Below are 12,564 nucleotides of genomic sequence, written 5' to 3' on the forward strand. Positions count from 1 at the left end.
GTGAGCGTGCAAGAGACGTTCCGCGACACCACCACACCGCCGACGAAGCGGCTGGTGGAGCCGCTGCGCATCGGGCGATACCAGGTCGACACCCCGGTGGTTCTCGCCCCGATGGCCGGCATCACCAATGCGGGGTTTCGCAGGCTGTGCCGCGAGCAAGGCGCCGGACTCTATGTCTGCGAGATGATCACGTCCCGCGGTCTCGTCGAGCGCAACCCGTTGACGTTCCGCATGATCGCCTTCGATCCGGCCGAACACCCGCGATCGATGCAGCTCTACGGCGTCGATCCGGCGACCATCGGGGCAGCGGTCCGGCTGGTCGCCGAACGGGACCTCGCCGACCATATCGACCTCAACTTCGGCTGCCCGGTTCCCAAGGTCACCCGGCGCGGCGGCGGGGCGGCGCTGCCGTTCAAGCGCCGGTTGTTCGAGGCGATCGTCACCACCGCGGTCGACAACGCGGCCGCGGCGGACATCCCGGTGACCGTGAAGATGCGGATCGGAATCAACGACGAGTACCAGACCTATCTCGACGCGGGCCGGATCGCCGCAGACGCCGGCGTCGCCGCGGTCGCGTTGCACGCCCGGACCGCGGCACAGCGGTACTCGGGCACCGCCGACTGGTCGGCCATCACCCGGCTGCGCGACGCGCTTCCGGCCGAGCTGCCGGTGCTCGGCAACGGCGACATCTTCAGCGCCGCCGACGCGCTCGCCATGGTCGCACGAACCGGCTGCAACGGAGTCGTCATCGGCCGCGGCTGCCTGGGCAGGCCGTGGCTGTTCGGCGATCTCGAGGCCGCGTTCGCGGGCCGTCCGCTGCCGGCGCCGCCACGGCTCGGCGAGATCGCGGCCACCATCCGTCGGCACGCGGTGCTGCTGAGCGAGCAGATGGGCGACGACAAGGGCATCCGCGACCTGCGTAAACACATCGCCTGGTATCTCAAGGGCTTTCCGGTCGGCCCGCAGCTCCGCCAGCGCCTCGGGCTGGTCAGCAGCCTCGGCGAACTCGACGATTTGCTCGCCCTGCTCGATCACAGCCAGGAGTTCCCACCCGACGCGGAGGGACCGCGCGGACGGCAAGGGTCACCGGCCCGGGTGATCCTGCCGGAGCACTGGCTCGACGACCCGGAGGACGCCTCGGTGCCCGCCGGTGCCGAGCTGGCCCTCTCGGGTGGCTGACGCGCCGCCGTACCACCAACCGCGCCGCGGTCCCCGCAGTCCCGGCTGTCCGTCCCCTCACCCCGCAGCGGGCAGCTGGCTCCGTAAGCTCCACCCGTCACGACGCCGGTGGCCGAAGCACCATGCCCACCTGGGCGTACGAGCCTGAGGAGGTGGAGTGCAGAGCGGTTCGGATCGTGGCCGCCCCGCGCTCCGCCAACCGTCCGCCGCATCCGGTATCGATGGCGCGCCCCAGGGCCGGCATCGCGCACGCACCGAGGAATCCGTGGACGAGATCCTCGATCGGCACGGCCTCCTGCCGCCACCACCACTCGACCACCACCGCCCTTCGGCGACGCTCCCCGGCCCCGACCCCGCGCCCCAGAATCCGCCGGGCCGCCCACCGAAGCCGGCGGCGACCGGGCGACTCACCGCGCCCGCACAGACGTCTCGATCCGGCACGGCACCCCGCCGCACGACCCGCGAGGACACCGCCCGCCCGGGCGCACCCAGCGTTACCGAGGTCTCCCGCGCCCGGTCCGAGCGGACTCGGCGCATCGACGCCGGCCTCACCCGGCTGACGGCGGCCCACGCCGGGCGCGGAGCCGGCGAACCCACAGGATCACCCGGTCAGCCCGACCCCGCGCCGCGCCACGCGCCGGCGGTTCTGCGGCTGATCGCCTCCGCCGTTGCCGTGCTCATCTTCGTGGCACTGGCGGCGGGGTGGGGTGTCAAGACCTGGCTGGACTCACGGATCCGCACGGTCTCGGCGCTCGATCCGGGCGCCGGGTCGGTCGTCACTGCACACCAGCAGGTCGACGACGAGAACGTCCTCGTCCTCGGCCTCGACCACGGCACCGCGGGCCCGGCCTCGGACACGATCACCGTCGTGCACCTCCCCTCGGGCGGACCCGCAACCGTCCTCACCTTCCCCCCCAACCTCGAGATCAACCGGCCGCCGTGCCAACGCTGGGACCGGACCTCCGCGACCTATGCCGACCACACCGTCCCCGCGACGACCCTCACGACGATCGACTCGGCCTACGAGGTCGGCGGACCACGCTGCGCGGTGCGGGTGGTCCAGCAGCTCACCGGGTTGGCGATCACCCGGCTCGTTGCCGTGGACGTCGCCATGCTGGGGCCGATGGTCGACGCGGCCGGCGGCGTGCCCGTCTGCTTCGACCGTCCGGTGGTCGATCGGCTGGTGGGCATGGTGGTGAGCGAACCGGGCGTCACCGGACTCGACGGGCCCCGCACCGTCGACCTCGTCCGGGCACGCCACGTCCAGGGCGAGGCCGACTCCGGCCGGGGCCTCGTCGAACGCCGACAGCGGGTGCTCGGCGCCGTGCTGGACAAGGCGCTGTCCGCCGAGATGTTGCTGAGCCCCACCCGGCTGCGGGCGCTCGCAACCGCCTTCGGTCAGGCCGTCCTCACCGATCGAGCCGGATTCGACGAGCTCGTCGCGCTCGCTCGGACACTCCGGCAGTTCGACAGCGATGACGTGGTGTTCGTTGGCGTTCCGATCACGGGTGAGTCCAACACCCGCGGCAATCTGGTCCTGCGCGAACGCGACGCCGCTGCGCTCTTCCGAGCCCTCCGCACCCACGCTCCGCTACCGGCCGAAGCCACGGCGCCCCCGCCGACCAGGGCCGGGCCCACACCGTCAACGATCACCCTGGACGTCCTCAACGCCGCCGACCGCACCGGTCTTGCCGGCCGTGCCGCCACCACTCTCCGCGGGCTCGGCTTCCGGATCGCTCAGGTCGAGAACGCTTCGGAGCCGTCGGCGGAGACCTTGATCCGGTTCTCCCCCGACCGCGCGGCGGCCGCCCAGGTCCTCGCCGAAGCCGTCCCCTCGGCCCGGGCGGTGCCCGACGCCTCCGCGAGCGGCCTCCTGCAGCTGGTACTCGGCAGGTCCTTCGACGAGACGGTCCGGGCACCAGCCGCGAAGCGGCCCGCACCACACCCGACGGACACGCCCGAGGCCCCCTCCTACTGCCGTTGACCAGCGACAGCAGGTGATCAGCGACCGTTCATGTTCCGTTAACCCCATAGGGCTACCCGCAGCGGTGAAGCGCTCTACCCTCAGGCCCATGCGTGAGCAGTACCAGGAGCAGCTCGACGGGCTCGCCGCCGGACTCGCCGATATGTGCGACCAGACCGCTGTCGCACTGGACACGGCCACCCGAGCCCTGCTCGACTGCGACCTCCCGCTCGCCGAGGAGGTCATCTCCGACGACGTGAAGGTCGACGAGCTCCGCGCCGACGTGGAGGAGAAGGCGTTCGAGCTACTTGCCCTGCAGGCGCCGGTCGCCACCGACCTGCGCATCGTCGTATCGGCGATCCACGTCGCCACGGATATCGAGCGAATGGGCGATCTTGCGCTGCACGTCGCGCAGGCCGCACGCCGTCGGCACCCCGATCCGGTCCTGCCGGAAGAGGTCCAACCGTACTTCGCCGAGATGGGTCGGGTCGGCGTCATGCTCGCGCGCAAGGCGGGCGAGGTGATCCGCACCAGGAACCTCGTCGCCGCCGAGGAGCTCGAGTCCGATGACGACGCCATGGACGACCTGCATCGACACATGTTCACGGTGATGATGGACCGTCACTGGCCGCACGGGGTGGCCGCCGCAGTGGACGTGACACTGCTTGCACGGTTCTACGAGCGCTACGCCGACCACGCGGTCGCGGTCGCCCGGCGGATCGTCTACGTGGTGACGGGCCAGATGCCCGGACCCCTTGCCGTCTGATCGACCGCGTTCGCCCGCAGCAGGAAGGTGCCCTGCTGACACCGCACCGTGAGTGCATAACAGTGTTAGAACACTGTTACGCACTCACGGTGCGGGTGGATCAGCCGAAACGGCCGGAGATGTAGTCCTCGGTGGCCTGCTGTGTCGGGTTGGAGAACATCTTCGGAGTGTCGTCGATCTCCACCAGATGTCCCGGCTCGCCGGTCGCCCGAAGGTTGAAGAACGCCGTCTGGTCGCTGACCCGCGCGGCCTGCTGCATGTTGTGGGTCACGATGACGATCGTGTAGTCCTTCTTCAGCTCGGCGATCAGATCCTCGATCGCCAGCGTCGAGATCGGGTCGAGCGCCGAGCAAGGCTCGTCCATCAGCAGAACGGCCGGCTGGACCGCCACCGCCCGCGCGATGCACAACCGCTGCTGCTGCCCACCGGACAAACCGCCGCCCGGCTTGCTCAGCCGGTCCTTGACCTCGTTCCAGAGATTCGCCGCGCGCAGTGCCCGCTCGGCGGTCTCGTCGAGTTCCTTGCGGTTCCTGCGGCCCTGCAGCTTCAGCCCCGCCACGACGTTGTCCCGGATCGACATCGTCGGGAACGGGTTGGGCCGCTGGAACACCATGCCGATCGTCCGGCGGACGGCCACGGGATCCACCGCCGTGTCGTAGATGTCCTCCCCGTCAAGGAGCACCTCGCCCTCCACCCGGGCACCAGGGATCACCTCATGCATCCGGTTGAGCGTGCGCAGGACGGTGGACTTGCCGCAGCCCGACGGTCCGATGAAGGCCGTCACGCTGCGGGGTGGAACGGAAAGCGTCACGCTGTCCACCGCGTGAAACTTGCCGTAGTAGATGTTGACGTCCTTCAGGTCGAGGCGCTTGGCCACAGGGTAGTCACCCTCACCTGGTCTTCGGGGCGGTCAGTTTCGAGAGGAATGCCGCCAACAGCTGGAAAATCGTGATGATCAGGATCAGCGTGATGGCCGCCCCCCAGACACGGTCGGCGCCCGCGTCCGTGGGGTTGTTGCGCTCGACCGTCATCAACAACGGCAGCGAGGCCATGTTGCCTTCGAAGATGTTGAAGTTGATGTACGGCGCGTAGGCCACCAGGATCAGCACCGGCGCGGTCTCGCCCATCACCCGGGCCAGCGCCAGGACGATCCCGGTGAGCATCCCCGACAGCGCGGTCGGGATGACGACCTTCATGATCGTCTTCCACTTCGGGACGCCGAGTGCGTAGGACGCCTCGCGCAGATCGTCAGGGACGATCCGCAGCATCTCCTCGCTCGAGCGCACCACGACCGGCACCATCAGCAGCACCAGGGCGAGCGAGACGGCGAACGCACTGCGACCCAGCCCGAAGATCGAGATCCACACGGCGTAGATGAACAGCGCGGCGACGATCGACGGAACGCCGGTCAGGATGTCGACCATGAACGTGGCCGCCCTGGCCAGCCGCGAGGTGCCACCGTACTCGACCAGGTAGACCGCGACCATGACGCCGATCGGCGTGGCGATGGCCGCGCAGACCAGGCCCTGGAACAGGGTGCCGATGATCGCGTGGTAGGCACCGCCGCCCTGCTGCCGCGCGAGCAGTCCGTTGAGTGACTGGGTCCACCATTCGGCGCTGAGGACCGCACCCGTGCCCTTGGCCAGAACGGAGATGATGACCCAGGCCAGCGGGACGAGCGCGACCAGGAACGCGAACCCGACCAGCGCGGTGGCGACACCGTTCTTGATCCGGCGTCTACTGCTGACCCCGACGAAGGTGGCTTCCCGCGCCGGCGCGTCGAGATCGATCGACATGCTCACGCCTTTGCTCCCGACCTGGCGATGATGAGCCGTGCCGCCGCGTTGACCACGAAGGTCAGCACGAACAGAACGAGACCGGCCGCGATGAATGCGCCGGCGGAGAGGCTGTTGTTCAGCTCGGCGAATGACAGGGCGATCATCGAGGCGAACGTCGCACCACCGTCGAAAAGGCTTCCGCTGAACATCGCCGGAGTCGCCGCGAGAATAATCATCAACGCGATCGTCTCCCCGAGCGCGCGCCCCAGGCCGAGCATCGAGGCACTGATGTAGCCGGCCCGGCCGAATGGCAGAACCGTGGTTCGCACGACCTCCCACTTCGTCGCGCCGAGCGCCAGCGCCGCCTCGATATGCGCGCGGGGGGTCCGCTCGAAAACCTCGCGCGAGATCGCGGTGATGATCGGCAGGATCATCACCGCCAGAACGATCCCGGCAGTAAATACGTTGGCACCGCGGATCAGTGGCACATTGCCGTCACTGAACAGAAAGAGCCAGCCGAGATACCTGTTGAGAAACTCTGCGATCGGCAGGATCGCCGGAGCCAGTACGAACGCGCCCCACAGGCCGAAGATGATCGACGGCACCGCGGCGAGTAGGTCCACCAGATAGGCGAACGGGCGAGCCACCCGCCGCGGCGCGTACTGGGTGAGGAACAACGCGATGCCCAGGCCGACCGGCATCGCGAGGAGCAGCGCGAAGATCGACACCTCGACCGTGACCAGCAAGAGGTCGAGGATCCCGAAGTTCAGGTTGCTCGGGTCCCCGGCGTCGAACGTGCGGTCGGTGAGGAAGTTCCCGTTGTTCGCGAGCAGCGACGGGACCGCCTGGATCAGCAGGAACAGTCCGATCGCACCGATGAGGGCGACGATGAAGACGCCTGAACCGGTCGCGACGCCACGGAAGATCCGGTCTCCCCGTTGGGCCCCCGTGCGCCCACCGGCCCGCAGCACAGAAGGCGCTTCGGCAACGGAGCCGGCCGGCACGAAGCCCGCGGCAGAGACGGAACCACCCCACCGGGCGCCGGGATCGCCAGGATCGCCGGAACCGGCGGGGGGAGCCGTCACGGTCGGGTCGCTCATCGAGACCTCCGTGATCTCGTCAAGACCTGGGCAGTGCGATCACTGGCTGCCGCTGTCGATCGCCTGGATCGAGGTCAGCAGCTTCTGCTGGAAGGCCGCGGGAAGCTTGGCGTAGCCGGCCTCGGCGAGGTTGGCCTGGCCATCGGTGGCCGCGACCGTCAGGAACGCCTTGACGGCCTTGGCCGTGTCGGCGTCGTAGCCCTTCGAGCACACGATCTCGTAGGTGGCCAGGATCAGCGGGTACTCACCGGCGGCCGTGGTGCCGTAGACCGAGTTCAGGTCGAGGGCGAGGTCGTTGCCGGTGCCCTTGATCTTCGCGGCCTCGATCGCCTTGCCGACGGACTCGTCGTTCAGCACAACGGCACCCGAACCGTTGTCGATCTGCGCGATTCCCAGCTTGTTGTCCTGGGCGAAGGCCAGCTCGACGTAGGTGATCGAACCGGGCGCCCCGGCGACAGCCTTCGCGACGCCGGCCGACTTCTCCGCGCCGGAGCCGACGCCACCGTTGAACTTCTTGCCGGCACCCTGCGTCCAGGCGCCCTTCGACGCGGCCTCCAGGTACTTCTGGACGTTGTCGGTCGTGCCCGACTCATCGGACCGGAACACCACGTTGATCGGGGTCGACGGCAGGTTCACCCCGCTGTTCAGTGCCGCGATCGCCGGGTCGTTCCAGGTCTTGATGGTGCCGTTGAAGATCTTCGCGGCGACCTCACCGCTGAGCGTCAGCTTCTCGACGCCATCGAGGTTGTAGGCGAGCGCGACCGGACCGAAGACCAGCGGCAGATTCCACGCGGGGTTGCCCTGGCAACGGGCCGCGGCGGCCTGAGCCTCGCTCTCCTTGAGCGCCGAGTCCGAACCGCCGAAATCGACGAGTCCGGCGGTGAACTGCTTGATGCCCGCACCCGAGCCGGTCGGGTTGTAGGCGATGTTGGCTCCCTGGCATTTGGCCTGGTAAGCCTGTGTGAACACGTCGATCGCGTTCTTCTGCGCGGAGGAGCCCTCGGCGTTGAGACTCTGCTTACCGCTGCAGTCAACCGCGGGGGAGTTCGTGGCCGCGGAAGAGCTGCCGCTGGCGGTGGTTGTCGGGTCGCTGCCACATGCCGACAGCAGGAGCGCTCCCGCCGCAGCAATGGCAAGCGCGACACCGTGCCGCTGGAGTTTCACGAAATTCCTCCGGTGGAGTGACGTTTGCCGCGGCTCGGGGTGGCCGCACGGGGGCGACGGTAGGGAGGCCCGGTGGACGAATCCCCCCCTGCAGATGAACGGAGGATGAACTCATTACCTGTCGTGACAGATCACACCAGTTCGGACCGGGACCTCGCCCTTTCGTGATTAACGGAAGGGTGACGAGGCCGAACGACCGTCGGAACCGTGATCAGCGCCGGTACATCACGTCGCTGTGCCAGAGACTGAAACCGAGGTCCGTGTACACCGTCACGGCGGGGGCGTTGTCGGCCTCGACGTAGAGCAGCACCTCGGCCAGGCCTTGATCCCGCAGATGGTGCAGGCCCGCCAGCGTCAGCGCCGAGCCGAGCCTGCGCCCGCGTGCCTCCGGGGCGACGCCGAGCACGTAGACCTCGCCGATCGCCGCGGCCGAACCGGAACCCGGGTGCACCTTCGTCCAGTGGAAGCCGAGCAGCCGGTCGTCGGCGTCAACCGCGAGCAGAAAACCCTCCGGGTCGAACCAGGGCTCGGCCTCGCGCCGGCGGACCTGCTCGAGGTCCCAGTCGCCCTGCTCCGGGTGCCAGTCGAAGGCAGCGTTGTTGACCCGGAGGAACTCCGTCTCGTCCCTGCCGGGCCGGAAGGCGCGGATCCGTACGTCGGCGGGGAACTCGGCGGGCGCCAGCGGTTCGGCCAGACTGCGCCGCAACTGCCACAGCACTCGCGAGCGCTCGAAGCCGTAGCGCTCGGCGAGCCGCCGCGACGCCGGGTGCTCGCCGTGAGCCCACACCCGCAACGTTCCCTCGGCCCGCTCGATCAGCGCCCCGAGGAGCGCTCCCCCGACTCCGCGGCCACGGTGGGCCGGATGCACGACCAGCTCCCCGACCCCGCCGCCACCACCGGACCGGTCGAGCTGGGCATAGCCGACCAGATCGCCGCCGGGTCCCTCGGCGAGGACATGCAGCACGTCCGGGTTCTCGGCTCGCACGTTCAGCACAAACTGCTCCGACAACGGCGCCGTGCCGTCCTTCTCGTCTGCCGCCGCCGCGAGCACACGAACCGCGTCCCGGCGGTCCTCGGGCAACCGTCGCACGACGGACACGTTCGGAGCGTCAGCCATGAGAGCGACCCTACGCATCGCCCACCCGGCGCGGATCAGAGCAGGTCGGCCCGAGCCCGGATCAGCCGACCGGAGCCGGGGGCCCCGCCGTCGTCGGGGTCCTCGTCGTCTCCGTCGCCCGGCTCGTCGGCCGTCGCGGCCGCGCTGACCCCGACACCGGTGCGGCTGGGGCGCACGAACTTGTAGCCGACGTTGCGAACCGTGCCGATCATCGACTCGTGTTCGGCGCCGAGCTTGGCCCGCAACCGCCGGACGTGGACGTCGACGGTGCGGGTGCCCCCGAAGAAGTCGTACCCCCAGACCTCCTGCAGCAGCTGCGCCCGGGTGAACACCCGGCCCGCGTGCTGGGCGAGATACTTGAGCAGCTCGAACTCCTTATAGGTCAGCTCGAGCAGCCGGCCGCGCAGCCGCGCGGAGTAGGTGGCCTCGTCGATGACCAGCTCGCCGAGCACGAGCGCCCCGCCCGCCGGTCCGGCCGCACCACCGCACGGCCGGGCCCTGAGCAACCGCAGCCGGGCATCGACCTCGGCGGGGCCCGTTGTCGGCAGCAGGATCTCGTCGACGATCCACTCGCCCGACAGCGCGACCAGCCCGCCCTCGGTCAGCACCGCGATCACCGGCGCGTCCATCCCGGTGCTGCCGAGCAGCCGGCACAGGCTTCGCGCGGCCACCAGGTCGGTCCGCGCATCGACCAGAACGGCGTCGTGCGGGCCCGCGTCGAGCAGCGCCGCCACGCCCGGCGCGGCGGTCCGCACGCCGTGCGGCAGCAGGGTCAGGGCCGGCAGGACCGCTCCGGGGTCCGGATCCGCGGTCAGCAGTAACAGTTCCACCGCTGCCTCCTCTCCCACGGGGATCGACGGCGCCGCACGCCCGCGGGCGCCGGCAGAGTCCGATTCGGTGGGCGACGCCGGCGCACCGCGGGTCACCGCAGGACCAGCCGAAGGCCACGCGGATCGATGCAGAATAGCCGTCCAACGACCCGCCGCACGACTGCAGCGGTCGCGGTCACGCCCTCGCGGGGCGCCGGGTCCCCGGCTGCGGCGCTCGCTGTTCGGCACTCTACGGTCGGGACACTGTCCGCCGGGCCGGAGGTCGGAGTGAAGCGCTTCCTCATCGCAGTCGTGGTGCTGATCGGACTGCTGGTCGCCGCCGACTACGGGGCCGCCGCCCTCGCCGAGTCGGCGGTGTCCCGGCAGATGCGCGATCAGCTCAACCTGTCCGACGACCCCTCGGTTCGGATCAACGGGTTCCCGTTCCTCACCCAGGCGATCTCCGGCGACTACCGCAGCATCGAAGTCACCGCGGACCGGATCCAGATCGGCGAGCTGGACGAGGTACAGGTCCGGGCCCAGCTGCGGGGCGTCGAGGCGCCGCTCGGTGAGTTGCTCGGCTCGGGGTCGCGCACCATCCGCGTGCGCGACGCCGAAGGCACCTTGCGGATCGGGCCCGACGACATCGTGCGCTACCTCCCCGGGGTGACGAAGGTGCGGGTCGAGAACATCGACGAGAACGCGCTGAAGGCCGCGGTCGAGGACGGCGGCGAACCATCCCTGACCGCGATCGATCCGGACTACGCCGCCCGGCTCGTCGGCACGGTCGACGTCCCGCTGCTCGGCAAGCGCGAGGTGTCGGTCATCGCCGTGCTGCGCCTGGCCGGGCGTCAGATCCAGGTGGTGCCCCGCGACGCGCGAATCGACGACGGCTCCGGCAAGCGCCGGCCCCTGCCCGCCGCGGCACAGAGCGCGCTGCAGAAGATGTTCGCGCTCCGCATCGATCCGGGAACGCTTCCCTTCGACGTCGTCCCGACCAGGCTGCGCGCCCGCGACGGCACCCTGGAGATCACCGGCACCACCTCGAACCTGGTCTTCGGGGCGGGGGAGACCACGACCGGACGGTGATCCGCTCCCCGGGCAGCGTTCCCGTGGCGGAGTTCCTCGGCTAGGGTAGCGATGTGTTCTGGCCGCTGACCCGACGTCGCACGGTAGATCTGTGCCGCGTCGACAGCTGCCTGTGTCGAATTCCCTGACCCCGGTGCCCGCCTCGCCTGCCCTCCATCTCCTGGCACGCAGTTCGGATACGCCGTTGAGCCCCGCTCGCCCGTACGACACACGCTTCGCGAGGCGGTGCTCGACCCGGTCCTGAACCGATGGCATCGGTCGGCGAACCCGTGGTTCGCCCCGCCGCGCCAGCCTCCCCGTGGACCACAGCCTCGGGCGGTTTCGGCTGCACCGGCGAATGCAGTGATCGTCCGTCTCCGGGCCCGGTCGGGTCCGGCCATTCGCACACCACAGGGAGCCATTGCATGAGTCGCCAGGACGTCCTGGTCAGCACCGACTGGGCCGAGAAGAACCTCGGCACCGATGGCGTCGTCTTCGTCGAGGTGGATGAGGACACCACCGCCTACGACGGCGGCCATCTACCGGGCGCAGTGAAGATCAACTGGACTACCGAGCTACAGGACCCGGTGCGTCGCGACATCGTCAGCAAGGAGCAGTTCGAGCAGCTTCTGTCGGCCAAAGGCATCTCGAACGACGACACCGTCGTGCTCTACGGCGGCAACAGCAACTGGTTCGCCGCCTACGCCTACTGGGAGTTCAAGCTCTACGGGCACGAGAAGGTGCGGCTGCTCGACGGCGGCCGCAAGAAGTGGGAGCTCGACGGCCGGCTGCTGAGCCCCGACGTGCCCGAGCGGGCCACGACCAGCTACACCGCACAGGATCCCGACCTGTCGATCCGCGCCTTCCGCGACGAGGTCATCGACGCGATCGGCAACAAGAACCTGATCGACGTCCGCTCGCCCGACGAGTACTCCGGCAAGCTCTTGGCCCCGGCACACCTGCCGCAGGAACAGTCGCAGCGTCCTGGCCACGTCCCGACGGCGATCAACGTGCCGTGGAGCAAAGCGGCCAACGAGGACGGCACGTTCAAGTCCGACGAGGAACTCACCGCCATCTACCGCGGGGCCGGTTACGACGAGGACAAGGCGACCATCGCCTACTGCCGGATCGGCGAGCGTTCCAGCCACACCTGGGTGGTGCTGCACGAACTGCTCGGGTACCGCGACGTCAAGAACTACGACGGCAGCTGGACCGAGTACGGCTCACTGATCGGTGCGCCGATCGAGTTGGGGGCTGGTCGCTGATGTGCGGCGCACCTGACCAGGCGGGGGCGCTTCCCGCACACGTCGATCTGACCACGCAGACCGTGCTCGCCGGGCGGGTCATCGCCGGCGACCAGCCGGTCGGCGGCGCGTTCGTGCGGCTGCTCGACGAGACCGGCGAGTTCACCGCGGAGGTCGTCTCGTCGGAGTCCGGCGACTTCCGGTTCTTCGCCGCCCCGGGCACCTGGACGCTTCGGGCGCTGTCGCGGTCCGGCACCGGGGAAGCGGTATTGGCCCCCGAGGGCCCCGGTCTGCACCGGGCGGTCGTCGCGGTCGCCTGAGCGCGTCCACCGCGAGGGTCGCCGGGATCGACCCTGATCCCGGCGACCCCCGCGGG

12 protein-coding genes are annotated in these 12,564 nt (G+C 69.6%); 6 read left to right on the forward strand and 6 right to left on the reverse strand.

Going from position 1 to position 12,564, the window contains the following annotated elements; genetic code table 11:
* From dusB to phoU, 3 genes are all read left to right on the forward strand, one after another.
* On the forward strand, positions 1–1,179 hold the full coding sequence (gene dusB, locus ACFQE5_RS09745; RefSeq protein ID WP_379584520.1) for a tRNA dihydrouridine synthase DusB: 1,179 nt from the start codon (positions 1–3) through the stop codon (positions 1,177–1,179).
* Between the two features lie 673 nt (positions 1,180–1,852).
* Positions 1,853–3,163 (forward strand): LCP family protein, encoded by a 1,311-nt coding sequence (locus ACFQE5_RS09750; RefSeq protein ID WP_379584521.1) that lies wholly within the window; start codon positions 1,853–1,855, stop codon positions 3,161–3,163.
* A gap of 88 nt (positions 3,164–3,251) precedes the next feature.
* Positions 3,252–3,908, forward strand: coding sequence for a phosphate signaling complex protein PhoU (phoU, locus tag ACFQE5_RS09755; protein ID WP_379584522.1), 657 nt, complete (start codon positions 3,252–3,254; stop codon positions 3,906–3,908).
* Between the two features lie 100 nt (positions 3,909–4,008).
* On the opposite strand, the gene pstB is transcribed toward phoU, so the two are convergent.
* The 6 genes from pstB to ACFQE5_RS09785 all read right to left on the reverse strand — a co-directional run bounded on the left by pstB (position 4,009) and on the right by ACFQE5_RS09785 (position 9,897).
* Entirely contained in the window at positions 4,009–4,785 is a 777-nt protein-coding gene (gene pstB / locus ACFQE5_RS09760) for a phosphate ABC transporter ATP-binding protein PstB (RefSeq protein WP_379584523.1), read from the reverse strand.
* A 13-nt stretch (positions 4,786–4,798) separates the two neighbouring features.
* Positions 4,799–5,704 (reverse strand): phosphate ABC transporter permease PstA, encoded by a 906-nt coding sequence (gene pstA, locus ACFQE5_RS09765; protein ID WP_379584698.1) that lies wholly within the window; start codon positions 5,702–5,704, stop codon positions 4,799–4,801.
* A gap of 2 nt (positions 5,705–5,706) precedes the next feature.
* Positions 5,707–6,786 carry a phosphate ABC transporter permease subunit PstC gene (pstC, locus tag ACFQE5_RS09770; protein WP_379584524.1) on the reverse strand — a complete coding sequence of 360 codons (1,080 nt, stop codon included), beginning with the start codon at positions 6,784–6,786 and terminating at the stop codon, positions 5,707–5,709.
* 39 nt (positions 6,787–6,825) lie between these two features.
* Positions 6,826–7,950, reverse strand: a complete 1,125-nt coding sequence (pstS, locus tag ACFQE5_RS09775; protein WP_379584525.1) for a phosphate ABC transporter substrate-binding protein PstS — start codon at positions 7,948–7,950, stop codon at positions 6,826–6,828.
* Between the two features lie 211 nt (positions 7,951–8,161).
* Positions 8,162–9,067: a mycothiol synthase gene (gene mshD, locus ACFQE5_RS09780; RefSeq protein ID WP_379584526.1), complete on the reverse strand. Its 906-nt coding sequence runs from the start codon at positions 9,065–9,067 to the stop codon at positions 8,162–8,164.
* Positions 9,068–9,102: 35 nt separating this feature from the next.
* Positions 9,103–9,897 carry a winged helix-turn-helix transcriptional regulator gene (locus tag ACFQE5_RS09785; protein WP_379584527.1) on the reverse strand — a complete coding sequence of 265 codons (795 nt, stop codon included), beginning with the start codon at positions 9,895–9,897 and terminating at the stop codon, positions 9,103–9,105.
* A gap of 267 nt (positions 9,898–10,164) precedes the next feature.
* Here ACFQE5_RS09785 and ACFQE5_RS09790 point away from each other — a divergent pair, with 267 nt between their 5' ends.
* The 3 genes from ACFQE5_RS09790 (at position 10,165) to ACFQE5_RS09800 (ending at position 12,508) form a co-directional block, all read left to right on the forward strand.
* Positions 10,165–10,965 (forward strand): LmeA family phospholipid-binding protein, encoded by an 801-nt coding sequence (locus ACFQE5_RS09790; RefSeq protein ID WP_379584528.1) that lies wholly within the window; start codon positions 10,165–10,167, stop codon positions 10,963–10,965.
* 404 nt (positions 10,966–11,369) lie between these two features.
* Positions 11,370–12,209 (forward strand): sulfurtransferase, encoded by an 840-nt coding sequence (locus ACFQE5_RS09795; RefSeq protein WP_379584529.1) that lies wholly within the window; start codon positions 11,370–11,372, stop codon positions 12,207–12,209.
* Positions 12,209–12,508: a DUF1416 domain-containing protein gene (locus ACFQE5_RS09800; RefSeq protein ID WP_379584530.1), complete on the forward strand. Its 300-nt coding sequence runs from the start codon at positions 12,209–12,211 to the stop codon at positions 12,506–12,508. The genes ACFQE5_RS09795 and ACFQE5_RS09800 overlap by 1 nt, the downstream gene beginning before the upstream one ends.
* Positions 12,509–12,564 lie beyond the last annotated feature (56 nt).

Source organism: Pseudonocardia hispaniensis (assembly GCF_042658695.1).
In the GTDB taxonomy this organism is placed as follows: domain Bacteria; phylum Actinomycetota; class Actinomycetes; order Mycobacteriales; family Pseudonocardiaceae; genus Pseudonocardia; species Pseudonocardia hispaniensis.

What these genes read in the sequence shown, in the direction of transcription:
- phoU (WP_379584522.1), top strand. Translation starts at nt 3,252, where the DNA reads ATGCGTGAGCAGTACCAGGAGCAGCTCGACGGGCTCGCCGCCGGACTC.
- pstA (WP_379584698.1), bottom strand. Translation starts at nt 5,704, where the DNA reads ATGTCGATCGATCTCGACGCGCCGGCGCGGGAAGCCACCTTCGTCGGG.
- pstC (WP_379584524.1), bottom strand. Translation starts at nt 6,786, where the DNA reads ATGAGCGACCCGACCGTGACGGCTCCCCCCGCCGGTTCCGGCGATCCT.
- mshD (WP_379584526.1), bottom strand. Translation starts at nt 9,067, where the DNA reads ATGGCTGACGCTCCGAACGTGTCCGTCGTGCGACGGTTGCCCGAGGAC.
- ACFQE5_RS09795 (WP_379584529.1), top strand. Translation starts at nt 11,370, where the DNA reads ATGAGTCGCCAGGACGTCCTGGTCAGCACCGACTGGGCCGAGAAGAAC.
- ACFQE5_RS09800 (WP_379584530.1), top strand. Translation starts at nt 12,209, where the DNA reads ATGTGCGGCGCACCTGACCAGGCGGGGGCGCTTCCCGCACACGTCGAT.